Below are 22,618 nucleotides of genomic sequence, written 5' to 3' on the forward strand. Positions count from 1 at the left end.
ATATAATCTCCTTATCTTACAGGTTTTTCTATTTTTCCACTTACCATTTCTGATAAAGCTACGTTATTAACTTTGGAAACTTTCCAACGAACCCCAGGAATATCCCCCATGGATCTTCCAGATGGTCCACCAATTCCTTCAATCATAACTTCATCGTGTTCATCGATAAATCCAATAGCTCCGTCACCTGGTGCGAAAGCAGTTAATTGTTTACCGTTTTTAATTAATTGAACACGTACACATTTACGAATAGCAGAGTTAGGTTGTTTTGCTTCTATCCCTACTTTTTCAATTACAATACCTCTAGCTTGAGGAGCTCCTTCAAGAGGGTCTGCTTTAACGTCTAACCTTAAAGCTCTTCTTTTGTAATCTACATCTTTCCACTTAAAATTTTGTCTATTTTTTTTAAGTTTTTTTGCAGCAAAAAGTCCTGGCATAATTTTTCCTCGAATTTTTTATCTTAAAAATATATCAAAGAATCCACCGCTGCGATTTATACTACACTCTTATAGTACAATCTAAATTCTAAGATATTAATCAGTAAATAATAATTATAGATAAACAAGTTTATCTAAAAAGAAGATATCCTGAAATAATATTAAAAACCTTGGCAAAAAGCACACATAGCCAAGTCATAACCAGTACAGATATCTTATGATAATTTATATATTTTAACCTTTATAAATGTATGTATTTTATACATTAATAAATAAAAAAAAGTAATTTTTTAAAAAAATAAATTAAAATAAAATAGCTAAAAAGCTATTTTAAAATAATATTATCGATATTATGTTGTCTATTAGCTAATAATTTAGCTCTTTCGATATTAATTCCGTTTTTACCGATAGCAATACGTTTGTTGGTATTGTCTGCTGTGACAATAGCTATTTTTTCACCTGACTGTCCTTGACTTATTTTAACAGACTGTAACTTTGCAGGGGATAAAACATTTTTGATAAATTGTATTGGATTATCATCTAACTCAATAATCTCAACACTTTTATCTACTGCTCTTTGAACTTTGGAAACGGAACTACCTCCTTTACCGATAGCAAGTCCCATGTCACCATTCTTAACAATGAAAGTAACTTTTCCATGTTCATCATCGATAATGCAATCTTTAACCATTGCTCCAGTCATACTTTCGAAAAGAGCTATGAATCTGATTTCATTTGCACTAAGTTTAATAGACACTTAAATCTACCTCAAATCATCTAATATTGTAGAATCTCCTGGATCGTTAACGATTAATGTAGCAACTGTAAAAGGTTTACCACAAACAGACCCTAAATCTACGCTAGTTCCATCATATATGATAGATGGAATTTCGGAAAGATTTGCATAATATTCAACATCTTCAATAATATCTTTAGGAGCGTTAGCAGCAACAACAACAAGTTGTCCTTTTCCTAATTTTAAAGATTGAATTGATTTTTCAGAGCCTAAAATTACATCACCAGTATCGACAGCTACTCTGATTCCTCTATCTACGTCCATCATCTAGCCTCCTATTCATTTTTATAATCCATTTTGACACCGATAGAACCGGTACCAAGAGGTATTGGTTGTCCAATAATAATATTTTCGATGATACCTGTTAAATCATCTACTTCACCACGAATACTTGCGTGGAGTAAATGTTTACCAGTTTCTTCAAAAGCTGCACGAGCTAAAACACTTGATTTTTCACCACTGATACCATGTCTTCCAATAGATTTAACAACACCTTCAGAAGTCATAATATCTGCAACTAACATAATGTGCCTTACATCAACACTAAGACCTTGTTCTGAAAGGGTTTTTTGAGCCTCGTTAATAATTGATCTACGAGCTGCCTCAATACCCAAAACCTGACCGATTTCATGAATATTGTTGGTAGTAGTTCTTACTTGGTCAATACCTTCCATAGCAAGAACCTCCTTAAGGTTGGATCCTTCAGTGTGAATAACCCATTCATCATCACGACGGATAATGACCCTTCCAATCTTTTTAATACCACTAATTTCCAAGTCACGGAATTTATCTGCTAAGAGACGAAGTTCTCTGATAACAAAACCAGAATCATTCTTATCACTGGATAAAACAACATTATTTCCATTGATTACAGCTTTTTTAAATGTTTTTGAAATTTTTGCATCAATTTCATCTCTATCAAGTCTTTTTTCTATAATTTTCTTTTCATCCAAAACTGCTTCAACTTCCATGGTTCCATAGTTTAAATTGAAATCTAAAAGAATATCGTTGATAGTACTTTTACCAATCTTGTTAGCTAAAGTCCTAACGAATTCCTCATCATCACGTTTATCTTCGGTGAAATAAATATCCATGGTTGGAGTTTTGATTTTTTCTCTAGCATCCACAATTTCAATAAGTCTTGGAAGACCTAATGTTACGTTTAACTCAGTTACCCCTGCATAGTGAAAAGTACGCATAGTCATCTGAGTACCTGGTTCACCTACAGATTGTGCAGCTACTGTTCCAACAGCCTCGCCAGCTTCAACGTGAGCTCGGTCATAGGCCTGTTTGAGCTTAATTATAAGTTTATATAATTCATCATCAGTTAAATCTTTACTGATATAATGTTCAGCTAAATCTTTGATATAACTATCTGCAAAATTAATACCAAGATTTTCGGTTTCATTAATCTCAGTAATCATATCATTGATTTTAGTTATAATTTCATCCATAGTTACACCTATTTACCTTCCATTCTAATTTCATCTATAAGTTTATCTAAGTTTGCTGGTTTACCAAAGTCAGATTTTGCTGGATCCACTCCATCTTCACCGAACATGGTTTGAATAACATTACCTTGATTATCAGTAACAAGTCCAGTAGATTTAACTTGCAAGTCTTGTAATGCATTAACAAGTCTTCTTTGCATATAACCAGATTGTGCAGTACGAATCGCAGTATCTACAAGACCTTCTCTTCCTCCCATTGCGTGGAAGAAGAACTCAATTGGGTCAAGTCCAGATTTATAACTTGAGTGAACAAATCCTTTTGCTTTTGCCCCTAACTCACCTTTTTTGAAGTGAGGTAAAGTTCTGTTGATGTATCCTCTTTCGATACGTCCACCCCTAACCGCTTGTTGTCCTACACAAGCAGTAATCTGAGTAAGGTTCAACATGGATGCCCTTGCACCAGTACGTGCCATTACTACAGAATGGTTCTCTACAGCCATTACATGATCATAAGGATCATCAGGGCTTTGTTTACCCATGTTAAGATAATGTTCTGCAATTTGACCAGACATATCCCTAGCTTCCCCAAGAACTTGCATGATTCTCATCTCTAAGGTCTCTTCAAGACTTCTACCAGGTAAAGCTTCAAGATAACCTTCTTCAAAAGCTTGAACGAGTTTATCTACTTCATCCATCTTATTTTGCAAGTGCTCGTTAATACGGTCTTGAGCTTCTTCAGGAATTTCTTCATCGTTTAATGAAGTAGTGATTCCAGTTTTCATAATTCCACAGATAGCAAGGTCAGTAGACCTATCTAAGAATTCTTTAGCTCTTCCAGGACCATATTCCTTAACAATTTTATCTAAAATTTTACCTGAGAAAGATCCATATGCACTTTCATCTATCGCACCTTGTACGAGAATACCATTTTTAATGACAACTTCTGCATCTTCAGGAGGATAAACAACAGGACATTTAGAAATTTCAGCACTGTAAGATAAGTTTAAGTCATTAGGTAATAATAATGAGAACAATTCTTTACCAGTCCATTTTTCACCTTTTTCCTTATAAATAAATGATTCTTCATCTTCATCAGGATCATATTTTAAAATCCATTGATTAGATTTGAATTCAGGAATTTTAAGGTGGGATTTTCTGATAATTTGCAAAGCTTGCTCTTCACTAAATTCAACACCATCACGAGTTAAAAGGTAAGCACCTGAAATGTGATCGTGAATAGCCCCAATAATTGGTCCTCCAAACCTTGGAGATAAAATGTGTTCTTGTACACGCATTAAAGATTTTGCCTCAGCACGAGACTCATCAGTCTGGAAAACATGCATGTTCATTTCGTCCCCATCGAAATCCGCATTGTATGGAGGACATACACATAAGTTTAACCTGAATGTTTTATATGGTAAAACTCTTACTTCGTGCGCCATCATACTCATTCTGTGAAGGGAAGGCTGACGATTGAATAAAACCATATCTCCATCTTTTAAGTGTCTTTCGATGATGACACCAGGCTCCAAGTTTTCAAGAATGAACTCTTTAGTATCATCAGTGACTCTTCTTTTCCTATCTCCACTAATTACATAGTTTGCACCAGGATGTACCTCAGGACCATTTTCTATGTAAATCCTCATTTCATCAATGTTCCATTCATTAACATATACTGGTACAGTTACTTCTTTAGCAATCATTTCAGGAACACCAACTTCATTAATACTAATGTTAGGATCCGGTGAGATTACAGTACGAGCAGAGAAATTAACCCTTTTACCTGAAAGGTTTGACCTGAATCTTCCCTCTTTACCTTTTAACCTTTGTGTTAATGTCTTAAGAGGCCTACCTGATCTATGTCTTGCAGGTGGAACTCCACTAGCTTCATTGTCAAAGTAAGTAGTTACATGATATTGTAATAATTCCCATAAGTCCTCAACGATTAATTGTGGAGCACCAGCTTCCATGTTCTCAAGTAAACGTTGATTGATACGTAAAATATCCACTAACTTGTGAGTTAAGTCATCTTCTGAACGTTCCCCAGTATCCAAAATAATAGATGGTCTCACAGTTACAGGAGGCACTGGAAGTACAGTTAAAACTAACCATTCAGGTCTTGCAACTTCAGGATTTACACCTAAAACAAAAGAATCTTCATCAGAAATCTTTTCGAGTCTTTCACGAACTTCAGAAGCAGTTAACTTATAATCTTCAGTTAAGTTATTATCACTAATTACTGTTTTGAAAATCTTGTTCAAATTAGTATTGTTTACTTCATAAGAACCATCTTCATCTTCATGCTCTAAAATACCAAGGAGATAATCAACATCCTGTAATCTTTCACAAAAACGTTCTAAAAGATTACTATTAACTAATAATTTGTTTTGGAAGTAAATATCTTTATTTTCAACAATTCCAGTAGCTATTGGTCCAATTTCTTCAACAGCAATTGAATCATCACCAGTTTCCTCATAAAATACTTTCTTAAATTCATAAAGAGGATTAATGCGCTGAACTAGAGAAACCGGTTTATCTAAACTGATTTTATCTTGAATAGTACCACAGTGAGGACATTCTTCCCCCTCTTTTTTAGCATCATTGTAAATATCTTTAAGAATATCAGTAATGCTCTCATTTTGAGCCTTAAGTTCCATGATTTTTTGAGTGTACTCTTCAATTTCTTCATCAGTTAAAAGAGTACGACCACACTCATTACAAGTAGAACGTAAAATTTTATGAATAACATCCCCAAAACCAACATGAATAACAGGTCTAGCTAATTCAATACTACCAAAGTGCCCTTGACAAACCCCACCTTTAGATCCACAAGTCCTACAAACTAAACTAGGATCAATAATACCTAAATGAGGATCCATTAATCCTTTATCAATAGGAAAACCATCATCACCATAAGTATCAGGATACTCAACAGTGACAACAGACATCTTACGAATATCATCAGGAGACATTAAACCAAAATTAATTCTCTCAATTTTTTTAATAAATGCTTTCATGTATTTGCTCCTTTAATAAATTTAATTATGCTTTGTCTCCTAAAACTAATTTAGGGAAAATACATAAACTTTTAAGTTCATCTAATAATAATTTAAATGCATATGAAATTTCAACAGGATATGTTTCCACATCCCCACAAATTGGGCAGTATTTTTTATGTTTGCTAGTATCTTCTACTGCTAACATACCACAGTTTTCACATACTACTGCTTCATATTTATCAGATTCATCCAACAATCTTTCTTTTAAAGTCAATGCTGCACCATGTGCAATAAGACAATCTCTTTCCATTTCTCCAAATCTTAAACCACCTTCACGTGCTCTACCTTCAGTAGGCTGACGTGTAAGCACTTGGACAGGTCCTCTGGAACGAGCATAAACTTTATCAGTAGTCATATGGTGTAATTTTTGGTAATATGCAACACCAATGAAAATTTCTGCATCTAATCTTTCACCAGTTACTCCACTATACAATGATTCACATCCTGCAGATTCAAATCCATTATCAAGGAGTAATTGTTGAATTTCATCTTCAAGTGTTTGATTAAATGGAGTTGCATCGACTCTTTCACCTTCAAGACATCCAGCTTTACCAGCAACCATCTCAAGTACTTGTCCAATGGACATCCTAGATGGAATCGCGTGAGGATTAACAATTAAATCAGGTACTACACCAAATTCTGTAAATGGTACATCCTCTGGAGATAAGATTAAACCAATAACCCCTTTCTGACCGTGTCTTGATGCAAATTTATCACCAAATTCAGGTTGTCTTGTATCTCTTACTCTGATTTTAGCTAATTTAGAACCTTCAACAGTTTCAGATAAAAGAACTGCATCAACAATACCTTTTTCACCATGTCTTACAGTAATAGATGTTTCTCTTCTTCTATCAGCAACACTTCCAAAGTTTTCCTCTAAGAATCTTGGAGGGGAAGTTTTACCTATTAATACATCACCAGAAGACACATATGATTCAGGGTTTACAACACCATCATCATCTAAGTTTCTGTAAGCCTCTTCAGACCTATATCCTTTAATGTTTTTGTCAGGTACTTCAAATTTATCTACTTGACCACCAGCATATTTCTTTTCAGAAGTATCATATGCCCTGAAGAATGATGACCTTGCAAGACCTCTTTCTAAAGCCGCTTTGTTAATAACCATTGCGTCTTCCATGTTATATCCTTCATAAGACATTAACGCAACAACAAAGTTTTGTCCAGATGGTCTTAAGTCATAATTAGTTGAATCAATAATACGTGTTTTAACAATAGGAGTTTGAGGATGATGCAATAAGTGAGCCCTAGTGTCAGTACGCAATGCATAGTTTGATACATATAATCCTAAAGCTTGTTTTGTCATACCTGCTTCCATTGTGTTCCTTGGAGAGGAATTGTGATCAGAGAATGGAATAATTCCAGCACAGATACCTAACATGGTAGCTGGATCTATTTCTAAATGAGTATGATCCTCAGTTAAATCAGCTAAATTCATTGCAATATATGAGTTTTCCTCTTCTTCAGCATCCAAATATTCAATGAAACCGCCACTGATTAAATCATCCCAATTTAATTTACCATCAGCAACTTTATTTATATGCTCTTCTCTTAAAAGAGGAACACCATCTTGAACAATGATTAAAGGTCTTCTTGCTCTTCCAGGATCATTGAAGATATATATCTCGTGATTTTCCTCATAATATGTAATGTTCATTTCATGAGATATTTGTCCTTTCCTTCTTTTCTCTCTCATTTCCTGAGTAAAAGCAATAGGATCTTTACAATAACCTAAAAGTTCACCATTAATGTAAATTTTAGTCTGAGAGTGTTTCTTATTAAATACACGAGGTTTATTTTCAACAGAAGCAGTCTCATTATCCTCAACAACTTCTTCAATAGATTCCTCAACAGGTTCAATTTCATTAGTAATTTCAGAAACTTCTTCAAGGGATTCTTCAGCAAGATTACTTCCATTAGTATCTTCAGAAATTACTTCCTCTGTTAAATCCACTTCTGGGAAGTCTTTTTTATAGGATGCCCATTTAGCTCTACGTTTATCTTTCTTAAATGGAACGTTTAAACTATCATCAGCTTTTAATTCATCATCATCAAAATAAGACTCTATGAATTCAACATGATAATTAATTTTTTCTAATGCTTCCTCGTCCTCAGCGAATTTTTCTTTTAATTGAGTAATAATTGCATTAACTTCATTAAAAGGAGCTAATCTTTCAAAACCAAAATAATAAAACGCCTTTTTCTCTTCAGTTTCAGGTTTTTTATAATCTACAGACAACATTCCACATCCTTAAATCATTTCAACATCCATTTGTTCAATGACATCAATAATTTCTTGTTCATCAGAACCTTCTGAAATATTACACAATAATGCTAAGTTCTTTACCAAACCACAGTTAGGTCCCTCTGGAGTTTCGTTTGGACATATTTTACCAAATTGAGTTGGGTGCAAATCTCTTGCTTCAAAGTGAGGTTGACTTCTAGTTAAAGGAGATACAACACGTCTTAAATGAGAAAGAGTTCCCATGTAACTTGTTCTGTCTAAAAGTTGGCTTACACCAGCTCTTCCACCAACCCAATTTCCAGTAGCAATTGCGTGTTTAATGTTTTCAGTTAAAACATCACTACGAACTGCTTGCTTAATTGAAAGATCTTTACCACGGGCAAGACTTCTTTCAAGTTGATAGCTCATATCTCTTGTTAAATTTGTAAAAGCAACTCTGAATAAATCTTCCATTAAGTCACCAGATACTCTAAGCCTTTTGTTAGTGTAATGGTCCTTATCGTGTGGCTTTCTTTTTTCTTCAATGACTTCCAATAACATTTCAGTCATTTCAGCAAGATAAATAGCTTTATCATAACATCTTTCCTCTTCAATACCCATATGTGGTAATAAATAACGGTTGACAACATCCTTAGCACGTTTATAACGATACTCTTTAGGCATATTTTTAGCTACTCTATTACCAATATATTTAATAGCAGCATCTTGTAAATGTTGTCTTACCTCATCCATATCACCATTTTTAATGACATTTTGATCTATGAATTTATCCAATTCTTCTTGAGAAACTTGAATATCATCCGCAATCATCATTTGGAAGTTATTATCATCGGAAATAGCTGTGATTATTTCTTGATCAGTAGCTAAACCAAGAGCTCTTAACAATACAACTAATGGAATTTCTCCAGGAAGATATGGGAAGGAAATTCTTAAAAAAGCTTTGTTTTTACGTGGTTTTTTATACTCTAAGGTAATTCTAGCTCTAAAACCACTTTTGATTGAAGTCACAACAGCCTTAGCATGTCTCTCTTCAACTTCACCCATACGTTCAAGGATAATTTTATTCGGTGCAATCTCTTCCATGGTAACAACAGCTCTTTCAGAACCATTTACAATGAAATAACCTCCTAAATCTTGAGGGTCTTCGTGTTTTGCAATTAATTCTTCATCATTTAGACCATTAAGATGACAAATATCAGACTTAAGCATAACTGGCAATTCACCAATATATACTTCCTCTAATGGATTATCTTCTCCTTCTTCATTTAATGCCATTTCAAGATACATATCTGCAGAATAATTTAAATTCCTAAGTCTAGCTTCAGTAGGGTCAATAATACTTCTAGAACCATCAGCTTCTTTATTAGATGGTTTTTCAATACGTATTTCCCCAGTTTTTAAAGTATACTTACCATCATCTAAGGAAATAGGATCAGTAATATCAATAATATTTTGAATCCTATTATTTACAAAATCATTGTAGGATTTTATATGATGGTCGACTAAATCATATTTATCGAAAAATGCATCAACTAATTTCCAATTATTCACTGTCATGAACATCCTCCAATTACATAAAACGCAATAAAAATAATTAACTAAATAAAAATAAAAAGGAAAAACCTAATAACTAAATCATTTAATCATTATTCTTAATTTACTCCTAACTATCTTCTTTAAGATAATTCCTCTCAAACTAAGTTCAAATTTATTATAATGAATTTCCAAAAAACAAAAAAATACAGAAATTAAATATATAAACTTCACTAATTCTAAATTTATATCATTCTTCAACGATTCTATAAGTAACAAAAAAACCAGCAGTTTCACTTTCACGAGTTATTCTCAAAACATCACCTGGTTTAGCACCAATAGATTCTGCAACAGGATCATCAACTTTAATTTTAGGAAGATTTTTAAAATCATAATCCACATCACTAAATTCGTTTGAAATTTCTTCTTCAGTCATGATCTCATGCTTTGGTACAAGCATATGCTTTTGAATATCAAATTCACTTTTCAAAATAATTTCCTCCAAATAGAAAAGTTAAAATATAAAATTAGAAACAGGCCTGACGGGAATTGAACCCGCGGCCGCTTGGTTAAAAGCCAAGCGCTCTGCCAGACTGAGCTACAGGCCTATGAGATACAGATACTATTTAAGTTCGAAGCGCCCTGGCCGGGATTTGAACCCGAGTCGCGGGCTCGACAGGCCCACATGATAGCCCCTACACCACCAGGGCATAGAATCTCAAACAGTATAACAATACACTATTCAATTATTATGTTTCTCATCATATATAAAGGTTTCGGAAAACCATATTGGTTTTCAAAATTTTCCATATTGATGAAAAATAAATAACTGACAAATCCCGCCTGCCGGACTTGAACCAGCAACATTTGGATCTACAGTCCAACGCTCTGCCAAATTGAGCTAAGGCGGGTAAATGGGTCCGCCCGGATTTGAACCGGAGTCTCAGGCTCCCAAAGCCCAAAGGATCGACCAAGCTACCCTACGGACCCACATACATATAAGTATGCAGATAACACACTAATAATAATTATATACAAAGTAGTATATAAATGTTTCCATAATTCATCATATTCATGAAAAAAATATGGAGTCAATATAAAATTAAAGCCCCGGACGGGAATTGAACCCGCGACCACGAGATTACAAGTCTCGCGCTCTACCAGACTGAGCCACCGAGGCATAATAAAATATTGAATAACAAAATTAATTTTATTAATCATCCTTTAAATAGTTTACTATAAAATAGTATAATTCCAATAAAATTTAAATAAAATAAAATTTATAATTAATAATCATGATAAATAATGAAAGTAAATTATTAGATAAAATTGAAGAAAATTTAACTAAAATCAGGGAAAAAAATGCATTAACCCATTGTATTACCAATTCAGTAACAATTAATGATTGTGCAAATGCTGTTCTTGCAGTTGGTGGATCACCATTCATGGCTGAAGATAGTGAAGAATTAGAAGAAGTTGTAGCAATAGCAGATGTATTAGTAATAAATATCGGAAAATTAAGTAAAGATCAAATTGAAGCCATGGAAATTAGCTGTAAAAAAGCTGATGAGACTAATACACCAATCATCTTAGATCCAGTAGGTGTTGGAGTAACCGAACTTAGAAATAAAACAACTATTAACCTAATTGAAAACCACAATATTACAGCAATTAGAGGAAATATAAGTGAAATTAAAGCTATTGCAAAACTATCTGGAGTTTTAGATGAAATCAACACTGCAAAAGGTGTCGATGTTAATGCTGATGATATTATCACAAAAGAAAATGTAAAAGTAAATGGTGAATGGATAGCAACATTAGCTTTGAAATTAAATACTGTAATATTGGCAAGTGGTCCTATTGATATTCTAACCGATGGAAAAACAACAATAGCTATTGACAATGGGGATGACATGATGCCATTAATAACCGGCAGTGGATGTATGTTATCATCAATTTTAGGAAGTTGTATTGCTGGTTCAAATCCATTGGAAGGAAGTCTTATTGCAATTTTAGCAATGAACCTTGCTGGTGAAAAAGCAAGAGCAAAAGTAAATGAAAAAAATGATGGCACTGGTTCATTTAGAACTTATTTAATTGATTACTTATACAAAACTAATAGTACCAGTTTAATTAATGAATCAAACATGATGATATTATGAACAATATAGATTTATCTCTTTACCTTGTAACCGACAAAAGTAGTGACGTTGAAAAATTTTTGAAAACTATAGAAGAAGCTATAAAAGGTGGAGTTAGTGTAGTTCAAATTAGAGAAAAAACTTCTGAAACATTAGACTTTTATAATTTAGCTTTGAGAGTTAAGGAAATTACAACAAAATATAATGTACCATTAATAATTAATGATAGAGTTGATGTAGCATTAGCTATTGATGCTGACGGTGTACATGTTGGCCAAAGTGACATGCCATGTGATGTTACAAGAAAACTAATTGGAAAGGATAAAATTTTAGGAGTTTCAGCTTCTACAATATCTGAAGCTAAAAAAGCACAGGAAGATGGTGCGGACTACATCGGAACAGGAGCAGTATTTCCAACTGCAACCAAAGATGATGCACCTTCCATTACAAAACAAGATTTAAAAAAAGTTGTTGAATCTATTGATATTCCAGTAGTTGCAATCGGTGGAATTAATCACAACAATGCATTTGAATTAATAGATACTGGAATTGCTGGACTGTCTGTAGTAAGTGCAATAATGAATGCAGAAGATCCTAGAAGTGCATCTGAGGAACTATTAAAAATTATTCATAAAAAATAAAAGTAAAAAAATTATTTTTTACTATTTTTTAAAGCTTCAACAGCAGCTAATTTTTTACCAGCTAACATACTAATACAAGCTCCACCACCACTACTTACATGACTCATTTGATCTTCACATCCAAGCCCTGCAGTAGCTGCTGCAATATGTCCTCCACCTATAATAGAAAAACCATCAGATTTTGCAATAGCATTAATTAAATCTTCTGTTCCTATTGCAAATTCAGGATTCTCAAATACTCCCGCAGGACCATTAGCAAATATTGTTTTTGCATCCCTGATTTCTTTTGCATAAAAACTAATTGTTTTTACACCTATATCAAAAATAGATTCATTTGGAATTTCACCAATATCAATATCCACTCTTTCACCATCAATTTCACATGCAACATCAATAGGATATTTTACTTTATCTCCAAATCTTTCGATTAGTTGTTTAGATTTTTCAACCATATCCTCATATCCTCTGCTGATGATGAAATCTCTATTAGCTTGGCCAATATCTACACCAGATGCCCATAGCACAATGTTTCCAACAATACCAGTTGTTAGAATAGCATCTGCAGTCCCATTACTTAATACATTCTCCATAACATCAATAGAATCATCAGGTTTCATTCCACCAAGTAAAAATACGCATGGGTGCTGTACATTATCTAATGCATCTTGGATTACGGTTAGCTCCTTTTCCATTACCCTACCTGCAGCTGAAGGAGTGTTAACAGTAAAACCAACTAAAGAAGCTTGAGACCTGTGAGCTGCAGCAAATGCATCATTTACAAAATAATCAATCAATGGAGACAAGTGTCTGACAAGCAATGTTTTTGATTGTTCAATAGGAGTCCTTGAAAGAGATTCCTCTGAAAAGAAACGTGCATTTTCAAGAAGAAGAATCTCATGAGGTTTTAAATCACGAATAGCTTCTTTTGCAGCATTTGAAAATAAAGAATCAATATATTTTACTCTTAAATTTAAAATGTCGGATAGAGCATCAGCATGTTGGGATAAAGTTGTGAAATCCTTTTTACCTGGACGGCTTTGGTGTGCAAGAAGCACTACTTTAGCACCTTTGTTAGATAGTTCCTTAATAGTTTGAGCATGTAACCTTAATCTAGTGTCATCCAAAATGATTCCAGAACCTGGATCCACAGGTGAATTAATATCAACTCTTACAAGAACAGTCTTATTTTCAATATCAAAATCATCAATTGTATTAAATTCTGCCATTTTCTCACTCTATAATTTACTTACCAAATCAAGTAAAGCATCTTTCGGACTTTCTGCTTTAATGATACCTGATGCAAGCAATACTCCATCAGCACCTAACTCCATAGCAGCTTTCATGTCATCACCAGTAGTGATTCCAGCACCACATAAAACCTTAATTTTTTTATTGATTGATTTAACTTCTTTTACAGTGTCTTCAACAACTTCCGGTTGAGCTTGAGATACAGGTATTCCAGTTCCAATAAGTTCTGGAGGCTCAACAGCCACAGCAACTGGATTAAGAGCTGCAACAGCTTTTGAAGTTTCAATATTATTAGTACATACACAGGATTCAATTTCATAATCCTTACATAATTTCACAACTTCAGCAATATCTGCTAACTTCATTCTATTTTCAGAATGATTGATTAAAGTTCCACTAATTCCCGCATCAAGTAATGTGTTAATCAGGTTAGATCCAGTATGTCCCCCAGGAGAAATCGGATCAATGTGCTGAGCAAAAATTGGAAGTGAAGTTTCCTGACTTAATCTATAGATATCTGCTGTTTGTGGAGCTGCAACCATAGTAATTCCAGATTCCTCAGCAGCACTTTCTAAATCTTTTGCAAGCTCTAAAGCTTTTATACCACTTGATTCTAAATAAGTTTTATAGTTTAATATAACAATTGGTGTATCCATAATAATCCCCAACAACTATTTAATAATAATATTTGATAATACTATTAAATAAATTTTTGATTAGAAAGTCTCTTTTTTGATAATTGAATATATTTCTCCTCAATATCATATCCTATATAATTTCTATTATTCCAAGTAGCTGCAATGCAAGTTGTCCCACTGCCACAAAATGGATCTAAGACAACATCCCCCTCATAAGTATAGAGATTTATAAGCCTATGAGGTAGTTCAATTGGAAATGGTGCAGGATGACCTATTTTCTTTGCATTAACTGCTGGAAATGTCCATATACTTTTTGTCCATTGAATAAACTCATCATGACCAATTGTATCCTTCTTTTCTTGAGATTTATTTTTAGAATAAGAATCCTTTGAAAAAATTAGAATGTACTCATGATAATCCCTAAGGACAGGATTCGAAGCAGACATCCAACTCCCCCATGCACAAGATCCGCCTGCACTTGCAGATTTATCCCATATGATTTCTCCACGCATTAAAAATCCCAAATCCAACATTATCTCAATAACCATTGCATGAAGTGGAATATACGGTTTTCTTCCAATATTTGCTATATTAATACATGCCCGTCCTCCAGTCACCAGTTTTCTATAAGTCTCACTAAAAACAGAAGTTAACAATTCCAGATATCCATCCAGAGTCAAATCATTATCATACTCCTTTCCAACATTATACGGAGGTGAAGTAATCATTAAATGGACGCTGTTATCTGGAATTTCATCCATATTTTCACTAGACTTGCAATAAAACTTATTTAAATCTTCTTTTTTGATTTTTGATTCTATAAACTCAATATTTTTTGGGATTTTAAGATTTTCATATAGTTTTGATCCATAAAATTTTTTTGAATTGTGAGATTCCCTTAAAACCGATCCAAACGATGATGTTTGAGTTTTTCTTACCATATTACTACCTTCTAATTAAATCTAAAAATCTTAAACCTTTATCTTCATGACTATTTTCACTATTAGCAATTTCAATATATTCACCTAATGTCTCGGGATTTTCCATTCCAGAAAAGAAATTTAAATCCTGAGAGAATAAATTACTTAAATGTTCTTTTAATTCCAAGGTATTATTAAACCTAATATATCCTCCATAAGGAGAGGTTTTTCGAGTATTTCCATGATTTAACGGGAATGGATTTAAAGACCAAAAACCTTGAATTATACCTACTTTTTTTAAATGATCTGCTTTTTTACAAAAACCATTAGATAATGGGGCATTTCCTATGACAATAATAGGAATTTTTGATGATTCAAAACTTGAAACCCTTATACTAATACATTTACCAATAGCTTTTAAAATAGAGTCCGAACGTGTGAAGCTCGGCCTTCCCTGATGAGTCCTGAAGTCTCCGATTTCAACAACATTATTAGAATCTTCAAAGTATTGCCAGTTCCACACAATAGACATTTTAACCTCAAAAATAACTTTTACCTCACTTGCCTTTAAAACTTTCTTATTGGAAGTTGATATGACAAGATCAGCTGGAGAGCGTGAAGTAATACCCAATGATGGAATTCTTGCCTGCCTTACCAAAAATAAATTATTCTTAGCTATCAATTTTTTAAACAGCTCAAAAACCCAATTCTCTGTAAATTCACCTATTAACGAGTTTCTTGATTGTAATGTTGATTTTCTGCCCCTGTAACCCTTCGGCCAATATGCCAAATACCTGCAATCATCTGTCTTATAAAATAGTTGGGAAGGAAACGCAACTTTCATTGAATTAATAAAAAATAATTTTTCATGATTTTTATTCCATAATATCATAATAAAAATTATAATTATTAAACATATAAATAGTTTTAAAAATTATAATACAATATTGTTCAATAAATATTAAATTTATATACCTATTGAAAAATGTATATATGACCAAATCTAAACATAAAAATAATATGTCATTTAACGAAACACAAATTAAAAAACTAGAAAAAAGTGGATACAGATTTGTAGGTAATCATGGGCATGCAGCTGTTAAAACTTGCCATTGGACACGTCAAAGTATAGTAGATAAAGGAGTTTGCTATAAAGAGAAATTTTATGGAATCCAATCACACAGATGCCTTCAAATGTCACCTGCAGTTCCAAATTGCCAACAGGAATGTGAGTTCTGCTGGAGGGATTTGACTTATACTCAAACTGCATGGGAAGATGACGAGTACGATGACCCTAAAACAATCATTGATGGAGCTATTGAAGCTCAAAATAATTTATTATGTGGATATTACGGAAATGACAAAGCAAACAGAAAGAAATTGGAAGAGCTTAAAAAACCAACCAATGCTGCAATATCTCTTGCAGGAGAACCAACTCTTTATCCAAAAATTGATGAATTAATTGGTGAATTCAACCGCCGAGATTTTACAACATTTGTAGTAAGTAACGGCCAATGCGTTGATAGATTAAGAAATTTAGAAAACGATCCATATCAACTATACCTCTCATTAGATGCACCTAACGAGAAAATATTTAATGAAGTATGCAGACCAAGAATAAACAATGCTTGGAACAATTTAAATGAATCACTTGAAACATTATCTAGTTTTAGTTCACGTACATGCATAAGGAACACTTGTGTTAAGGGAAAAAATATGGAACAACCAGAAGAATATGCTAAACTAATAAAAAAAGCAGACCCCGATTATGTGGAAATAAAAGCATACATGTGCGTTGGCTCATCACGTGACAGATTAACACTTGACAACATGCCTACATTTAATGAAATTAAATCCTTTGCAAAAAAAATAGGTGATGAATGCGGTAAAGAATTAGTAAATGAATCTGAAATTAGTCGTGTTGTTTTACTTGAATAAATTAAAAATTCACTCACTTTTTTTATTTAAATTTTATAGAATTAAAAAACAAGGAAAGTTATTTTCCTTCCTGTTTTAATTCCTTACAAAGATCAACAGCCTTTTTAGCTGCCTTTTCCATTGAAGTTTCAAATGGAATTCCAGCTTCTTCTAAGATTTTTTGACCTTCTTCTTCGTTTGTACCAGTCAATCTTATTACGATTGGGACTGGACGTTCAGATTGCTCTAAAGCTTTGACCACACCACGAGCAACATCATCAGCTTTAGTAATACCACCTAAGACATTTAAAAATACTACTTTAACCGGTTCATAGTTTAATACAATGTTTAAAGCCTGCTTGATGACTTGTTCTGAAGCTCCACCACCAATATCAAGGAAAGTTGCTGGTGCTCCACCATTAAGCTTGATCATATCCATAGCAGTCAATGTTAAACCTGCACCATTACCAATAACAGCAATATCCCCATCTAACTGAACGAAATCAACAGTTTTCCTTTTATAATGTAATTTTTCAACTAAATCTTGGTGTCTAAATAATGAGTCATTTTCAACAACAAGTTTAGCATCACCTGCTATTAATCCAGAAGGAGTTTCAATTAACGGATTGATTTCAGCAGTGTCACAGTCGTACTTTGCAAATACATTATACAATTTCCAAATTATATTTCCTAACGGAGAAATTAATTCAGAAGAAACACCCATTTTACGTGCAATTTCACGTGCTTCATAAGGCAAGAAGTCAATTAGAGGATTTGGATAATACTTAATAAGTTTTCCAGGGTTAGTCTTAGCTAAGTTTTCAATTTCGATTCCGCCTTCTTTACTTGCTATAATAACTGGTCTTCTAGCACCCCTATCTATAGACACACTGACAAAGAATTCATTGAGAATATCTGCTTTTTCTTCAACCAATAAATGTTTTACTGTTTCACCTTTAATTTGCATTCCTAAGACTTCGTCAGCTACTTTTAATGCTTCACCAGGATTATTAGCGAATTTAATACCACCAGCTTTACCTCTTCCACCAGTTAAAACTTGTGCTTTAATAACAACAGGCACACCCATCTCTGAAGATATTGTCATTGCTTCTTCAGGAGAATAAGCAACATGCCCCTCTAAAATTGGAATTCCTTCCTTATTAAAAATTTGTTTTGCTACATTTTCAAAAAATTTCATTATAACACCTATTCCGCTAGAGCGTATCCTGCTTCAAAAGCACTGATATTTTTCTTCTCTGTTCCTTTAGGAACACTTACTTCAATTGCTTTAATAGCTGATTCTTTGGATATTACTCCAGTAATTTTTGTAATAGCTCCAACCATAACAATGTTTGCTACAATTTTAAGTCCTATTTCATCGATAGCTGTTTTAGTAGCAGGAGCTTCATAAACTTTAATATTATGTTCTTCAATAAATTCCCTAACGTCTTCAATGTCAGTTGTTCCAGGATCAACAATTAAAGTTCCATTATCTTTTAAATCCACAATATATTTAATTAAAGCCTCATTAGACATTGCAACCAAAATATCTGGATTTTGAACTTTAGGATAATCAACAGTAGTATCACTAATTACAACTTCACATTTAGAAGCTCCACCACGAGCTTCAGGACCATAGGATTGTGTTTGGACAGCTTCCTTACCATCAAAAAGACATGCAGATTTACCTAAGATAATACCTGCAAGAATAATTCCTTGACCTCCAAAACCACAAATTCTAATTTCAGTTCTCATATTATCCACCTATAACTCTGTTTCATATGCAGAATTGATAATAGTTTTATTACCTGATTTTTCTACACTTAATTTATCAATATTTTCAGTAAATTCACTTCTTTGAGTGTTAGCAAATTCACCAACGACTATTTTTCCTTCTAACTCTTTTGGTCTCATTCTATCTGCTGCAGATTTAAATACTGTGTTTGCTTTCATAACAGCAGCCATTGCAGTAGGAGTTTTAAGCTTATTTTTACGACCAAAATAAGTTGGACATTGAGTTGCGACTTCGATAAATGAAAATCCTGGATTTTTTAATCCATCTTTAATGGAAGTTACTAAATTCTCAATTTGAACAGTAGTCCATCTTGCAGAATAAGTTGCACCAGCAGCAGCAACAAGTTCTGCTAAATTAAATGGAGTATCTAAATTACCATAAGGTGCAGTAGTTCCAAAACTACCTTTAGGAGAAGTAGGGCTGATTTGACCACCAGTCATACCATAAATATTATTATTAATACAAATCACAATTAGATTAATATTTCTTCTAGCTGCATGAATTAAATGATTACCTCCAATAGAAGCAGCATCACCATCACCAGTAAATACAACAACATCCAAATCCTTATTAGCTGTCTTTAAACCGGTTGCGAAACTTAAAGCTCTTCCATGAGTAGTATGCAAAGAATCGCATTTCAAGTATCCTGGAATTCTTGAAGAACACCCAATTCCAGAAACCATTGCTATATTATCAAAATCCATTTCCGCTTTTTCCATAGCTGCTAAGAATGCATTGATAATAGCTCCATTTCCACAGCCTGGACAAAAGATATGAGGTAATCTATCATCTCTTAAATACGGGAGAAATCTGTTTTGTTTACCTTCAGACATTTAGTTTCCTCCTATTTTATTAATTTCATCTAATATTTCATCAGGAGTTGGTAGTACTCCTCCAATCTTACCAAACAAATGAACATTTTTATCTTTAACTACACGATCAACTTCATAATACATTTGACCTAAATTCATTTCTACAACAAGCACATCACTTGCATTTTTAGTTAATTCTTTAATTTGTTCATCAGGGAATGGCCATGGAGTGTCTATTTTAATATAACCCACTTTTTTATCTGTTTTATTAACCGCTTCCACAACAGATCTAACAGGAGCACCATATGATACAATAACAATATCTGCATCATCACAATTTTCACTTCTTACAGAACAGATTTTATCCCTATTCATTAAAATTTTATTACAAATTCTTTTAACAAGGTTTTCATGAGTTTCAGGAGTGTTTGTATCAGGGTATCCTCTTTCATCATGAGTAAGACCTGTTACATGAACATTAAATCCATCACCAAATGCAGGCATAGATGTTGTTCCATTTTCAACATTTTCAAATGGTAAATAATCATCAGTTTTTTCTGGTCTTTTTCTAGGAACAATTTCAATATTATCTGGAACAGTGATTTTTTCTCTCATATGTCCTATAACTTCATCAGCCATAACAAATACAGGAACCCTATATTCTTCAGCTAAATTAAAAGCTTTAATAGTAAAATCAAAGAATTCTTGAACACTTGAAGGAGATAATGCAATAGGTTCATAATCTCCATGTGAACCCCAACGAGCTTGCATCATATCCGCTTGTGCAGCCATTGTTGGCTGTGCAGTAGATGGAGATCCTCTTTGAACATTAATAAGAACAATTGGAGTTTCTGTCATGAATGCATAACCGATATTTTCCTGCATTAATGAAATACCCGGACCTGAAGTTGCAGTCATTGATTTAGCTCCACCCCATGAAGCACCAATAATTGCTCCAGCAGAAGCAATTTCATCTTCCATCTGAACAAATGAACCTCCTACTTTAGGTAACTCACGAGATAAAGTTTCTGCAATTTCTGTAGATGGAGTGATTGGATAACCTGCAAAAAATCTGCATCCTGCAGCCAATGCACCCTTAGCACATGCTTCATTTCCTTGAACAAAAAATTCCTCAGTCATTTTTAACACCTTTTCCTTTAGTAAATTTAGGATTGAAGTTAACGGAATTATCATCCTTCATCCACCAGTTTTCAGGCAAATCTACTGTTATTGCTTGGTCAGGACATGCAATTTCACAAGTACCGCATTTATTACACCTTTCCCCAAATTTAACAAAAGGTAATTGTACTCCTTTTTTATTAGTTTCAGAGGATATAGCATATACGTTTTCATGACACATGAATAAACAGAGATGACATCCTTTACACAAATTTTCATCAATAATAATCAATTTTGAATCTCCTAATAATTCTATACTAATATTAATTTATAATGTATTATATCTTTGTTAATGAACATTTAAATATTTTATGTGAAATCATGATAAATTTAAAAAAAATAAAAATTTATTAAAAAAACAATACAACTAATAAACATGAAACATTTAACTACACCAATTACTGATGAAGACTTATTAAATCTTAATGTTGGAGATCAAATTACAATTTCCGGAACAATATATACTGGACGTGATGCTGCTCTTCCACAATTAGTCAAATTAATTGAAGAAAATAAAGTACCTTTTGACTTAAATGGAAGCGTTATAATGCATACTGCTTTTAGTGATGCTGGAATTGCACCAACAACAAGTAGTAAAGTGGAAATCGAATCAACAATACCTTGCCTAAGTGAAAACGGAGTTAAAATTCACATTGGAAAAGGAATACTAAGTGATAAAACAGCACAAAAACTCGATGAAAACAATTCTGTTTTTGCAGTAACCCCGCCTGTTGCAGCATTGCTTACAAGTAAAGTAATTGAAAAAAAATGTGTCTTATTTGAAAGTGAAGGAATGGAAGCTATGTTTGAACTAAAAGTAGAAAACATTCCTGCAATTATATCCATCAAAGACGGATTGAAAATTTAGTAAAAAAAATAGTTTAAGAAGAATAAATCTATTCTTCTTCATCATCGTTAGATTCTTCTTTTTTCTCGAATTCATCAACGAAATTAACTTTGGTAATTTCATCAATGTTATCCCAGATATCTTTAGCTATTCTGAATCTTGCAAAGGTAATGTCCATGTAAGATTTTTGATCAAATTTAGCCATTTCATCTAATTTGATGTTTGCAACACCATCAACGATGTCAATTTCAGTTTTGTCAATATCTACGTTAGGGTTAGAATAATGTAACTCAATCATACTTTTGATTTTGTCTTCTTCATTATCAATGATTTCACTTACTTCAACATCGTAAACTAAATCTTTTCCTGCTAATTCATGGTTGAAGTCAACTTTTACTCTTCCACCGTTTACGGTTAAGATTTTACCAGATGCACCTTCAGATTGGATTCTCATACCAGGGAAAGGGGTCATTCCTTGTTTTTTGAATTCTTTCATAGGTACTAATTGAACCATTTTAGGGTCTCTAGGACCAAATGCATTATCAGAATCTACTTCAACATGTTTAGTCTCGCCTTCTTCTAATCCAATAATAGCTTCCTCAATAGCAGGTAATAAATGATTTCCTCCTACAACAATAGGAATTGGTTTATAAGTTTTATTTTCATCAAAAAGTCCAGCTTCTTGTGCAATTTCATCATAAGTAGTATCAAATACTTCATCAGTGTCTTTAATTTTACCGGTAAAATTTACCCTTACAAAATCTCCGTTATCTATAGCCATAATAAATACGCTCCTAATAATTTTGATTAAATAATTTTGTTAATAAATATAACATTAATAATTTTATTAACCATTACTTATTAAAGTTTTGTATAATATACAAAATACGTTCCAAATGCTCTTTCAAAAAAAATAATATTTAATTAAACATATAAAATTA

At 33.0% G+C, this 22,618-nt stretch carries 22 protein-coding genes and 5 tRNA genes; 4 read left to right on the plus strand and 23 right to left on the minus strand.

Annotated elements, in window-relative coordinates; translation table 11 throughout:
• Positions 1-11: 11 nt before the first annotated feature.
• From ACR0P1_RS01305 to ACR0P1_RS01365, 13 genes are all read right to left on the minus strand, one after another.
• Positions 12-437 (minus strand): 30S ribosomal protein S12, encoded by a 426-nt coding sequence (locus ACR0P1_RS01305; RefSeq protein WP_067044341.1) that lies wholly within the window; start codon positions 435-437, stop codon positions 12-14.
• A gap of 325 nt (positions 438-762) precedes the next feature.
• Complete coding sequence (locus tag ACR0P1_RS01310; protein WP_432644610.1) at positions 763-1,194, minus strand: NusA-like transcription termination signal-binding factor; 432 nt, start codon at positions 1,192-1,194, stop codon at positions 763-765.
• 6 nt (positions 1,195-1,200) lie between these two features.
• Positions 1,201-1,500: a 50S ribosomal protein L30e gene (locus tag ACR0P1_RS01315; protein ID WP_432644611.1), complete on the minus strand. Its 300-nt coding sequence runs from the start codon at positions 1,498-1,500 to the stop codon at positions 1,201-1,203.
• Between the two features lie 8 nt (positions 1,501-1,508).
• The gene (rpoA2, locus tag ACR0P1_RS01320; RefSeq protein ID WP_432644612.1) at positions 1,509-2,687 is read right to left on the minus strand and encodes a DNA-directed RNA polymerase subunit A''; all 1,179 of its coding nucleotides are present in this window, start codon (positions 2,685-2,687) and stop codon (positions 1,509-1,511) included.
• 8 nt (positions 2,688-2,695) lie between these two features.
• Positions 2,696-5,701: a DNA-directed RNA polymerase subunit A' gene (locus tag ACR0P1_RS01325; protein WP_432644613.1), complete on the minus strand. Its 3,006-nt coding sequence runs from the start codon at positions 5,699-5,701 to the stop codon at positions 2,696-2,698.
• A 25-nt stretch (positions 5,702-5,726) separates the two neighbouring features.
• A complete protein-coding gene (gene rpoB / locus ACR0P1_RS01330; protein WP_432644614.1) occupies positions 5,727-8,003 on the minus strand; it encodes a DNA-directed RNA polymerase subunit B in 2,277 nt (758 codons plus the stop codon).
• 9 nt (positions 8,004-8,012) lie between these two features.
• Positions 8,013-9,563, minus strand: coding sequence for a DNA-directed RNA polymerase subunit B'' (locus ACR0P1_RS01335; protein ID WP_432644615.1), 1,551 nt, complete (start codon positions 9,561-9,563; stop codon positions 8,013-8,015).
• A 226-nt stretch (positions 9,564-9,789) separates the two neighbouring features.
• Positions 9,790-10,029 carry a DNA-directed RNA polymerase subunit H gene (locus ACR0P1_RS01340; protein WP_432644616.1) on the minus strand — a complete coding sequence of 80 codons (240 nt, stop codon included), beginning with the start codon at positions 10,027-10,029 and terminating at the stop codon, positions 9,790-9,792.
• A gap of 44 nt (positions 10,030-10,073) precedes the next feature.
• Positions 10,074-10,147 (minus strand) — tRNA-Lys (locus ACR0P1_RS01345).
• 30 nt (positions 10,148-10,177) lie between these two features.
• Positions 10,178-10,249 (minus strand) — tRNA-Asp (locus tag ACR0P1_RS01350).
• Positions 10,250-10,376: 127 nt separating this feature from the next.
• Positions 10,377-10,450, minus strand: a tRNA-Tyr gene (locus ACR0P1_RS01355).
• A 4-nt stretch (positions 10,451-10,454) separates the two neighbouring features.
• Positions 10,455-10,529: transfer RNA gene (locus tag ACR0P1_RS01360), tRNA-Pro, on the minus strand.
• 116 nt (positions 10,530-10,645) lie between these two features.
• Positions 10,646-10,719: transfer RNA gene (locus ACR0P1_RS01365), tRNA-Thr, on the minus strand.
• 115 nt (positions 10,720-10,834) lie between these two features.
• Between ACR0P1_RS01365 and thiM the strand changes: the two genes are divergently transcribed.
• Positions 10,835-11,701, plus strand: a complete 867-nt coding sequence (gene thiM, locus ACR0P1_RS01370) for a hydroxyethylthiazole kinase (RefSeq protein WP_432644617.1) — start codon at positions 10,835-10,837, stop codon at positions 11,699-11,701.
• Positions 11,698-12,321: a thiamine phosphate synthase gene (thiE, locus tag ACR0P1_RS01375; protein ID WP_432644618.1), complete on the plus strand. Its 624-nt coding sequence runs from the start codon at positions 11,698-11,700 to the stop codon at positions 12,319-12,321. Before thiM ends, thiE begins: the two co-directional genes overlap by 4 nt.
• Before the next feature lie 11 nt (positions 12,322-12,332).
• Here the strand turns inward: thiE and ACR0P1_RS01380 are convergent, their stop codons facing one another.
• From ACR0P1_RS01380 to ACR0P1_RS01395, 4 genes are read right to left on the minus strand one after another with little or no spacing between them, the layout of a single operon-like run.
• On the minus strand, positions 12,333-13,547 hold the full coding sequence (locus ACR0P1_RS01380) for a phosphoglycerate kinase (protein ID WP_432644619.1): 1,215 nt from the start codon (positions 13,545-13,547) through the stop codon (positions 12,333-12,335).
• 9 nt (positions 13,548-13,556) lie between these two features.
• Positions 13,557-14,225: a triose-phosphate isomerase gene (gene tpiA, locus ACR0P1_RS01385; protein WP_432644620.1), complete on the minus strand. Its 669-nt coding sequence runs from the start codon at positions 14,223-14,225 to the stop codon at positions 13,557-13,559.
• Between the two features lie 44 nt (positions 14,226-14,269).
• Positions 14,270-15,148, minus strand: a complete 879-nt coding sequence (locus ACR0P1_RS01390) for a DNA-methyltransferase (RefSeq protein WP_432644621.1) — start codon at positions 15,146-15,148, stop codon at positions 14,270-14,272.
• Positions 15,149-15,152: 4 nt separating this feature from the next.
• Positions 15,153-15,971 (minus strand): hypothetical protein, encoded by an 819-nt coding sequence (locus ACR0P1_RS01395; protein WP_432644622.1) that lies wholly within the window; start codon positions 15,969-15,971, stop codon positions 15,153-15,155.
• A gap of 176 nt (positions 15,972-16,147) precedes the next feature.
• Between ACR0P1_RS01395 and twy1 the strand changes: the two genes are divergently transcribed.
• Positions 16,148-17,065: a 4-demethylwyosine synthase TYW1 gene (gene twy1, locus ACR0P1_RS01400; RefSeq protein WP_432644638.1), complete on the plus strand. Its 918-nt coding sequence runs from the start codon at positions 16,148-16,150 to the stop codon at positions 17,063-17,065.
• Between the two features lie 58 nt (positions 17,066-17,123).
• Here the strand turns inward: twy1 and sucC are convergent, their stop codons facing one another.
• The 5 genes from sucC to ACR0P1_RS01425 are packed head-to-tail and all read right to left on the minus strand — an operon-like array spanning position 17,124 to position 21,062.
• A complete protein-coding gene (gene sucC / locus ACR0P1_RS01405) occupies positions 17,124-18,242 on the minus strand; it encodes an ADP-forming succinate--CoA ligase subunit beta (protein ID WP_432644623.1) in 1,119 nt (372 codons plus the stop codon).
• An 8-nt stretch (positions 18,243-18,250) separates the two neighbouring features.
• Positions 18,251-18,799 carry a 2-oxoacid:ferredoxin oxidoreductase subunit gamma gene (locus tag ACR0P1_RS01410; RefSeq protein ID WP_432644624.1) on the minus strand — a complete coding sequence of 183 codons (549 nt, stop codon included), beginning with the start codon at positions 18,797-18,799 and terminating at the stop codon, positions 18,251-18,253.
• A 9-nt stretch (positions 18,800-18,808) separates the two neighbouring features.
• Positions 18,809-19,672, minus strand: a complete 864-nt coding sequence (locus ACR0P1_RS01415) for a 2-oxoacid:ferredoxin oxidoreductase subunit beta (RefSeq protein ID WP_432644625.1) — start codon at positions 19,670-19,672, stop codon at positions 18,809-18,811.
• Positions 19,673-20,791, minus strand: coding sequence for a 2-oxoacid:acceptor oxidoreductase subunit alpha (locus tag ACR0P1_RS01420; RefSeq protein WP_432644626.1), 1,119 nt, complete (start codon positions 20,789-20,791; stop codon positions 19,673-19,675).
• A complete protein-coding gene (locus ACR0P1_RS01425; RefSeq protein WP_432644627.1) occupies positions 20,784-21,062 on the minus strand; it encodes a 4Fe-4S dicluster domain-containing protein in 279 nt (92 codons plus the stop codon). The genes ACR0P1_RS01420 and ACR0P1_RS01425 overlap by 8 nt, the downstream gene beginning before the upstream one ends.
• A 144-nt stretch (positions 21,063-21,206) precedes the next feature.
• On the opposite strand from ACR0P1_RS01425, the gene ACR0P1_RS01430 reads away from it, so the two are divergent.
• Complete coding sequence (locus ACR0P1_RS01430) at positions 21,207-21,698, plus strand: fumarate hydratase C-terminal domain-containing protein (RefSeq protein ID WP_432644628.1); 492 nt, start codon at positions 21,207-21,209, stop codon at positions 21,696-21,698.
• 28 nt (positions 21,699-21,726) lie between these two features.
• Here ACR0P1_RS01430 and ACR0P1_RS01435 read toward each other — a convergent pair whose 3' ends face one another.
• Positions 21,727-22,458, minus strand: a complete 732-nt coding sequence (locus ACR0P1_RS01435) for a peptidylprolyl isomerase (protein ID WP_432644629.1) — start codon at positions 22,456-22,458, stop codon at positions 21,727-21,729.
• Between the last annotated feature and the right edge of the window lie 160 nt (positions 22,459-22,618).

Origin of the sequence: Methanobrevibacter sp., from assembly GCF_050872065.1 — an archaeon.
Classification (GTDB): domain Archaea; phylum Methanobacteriota; class Methanobacteria; order Methanobacteriales; family Methanobacteriaceae; genus Methanocatella.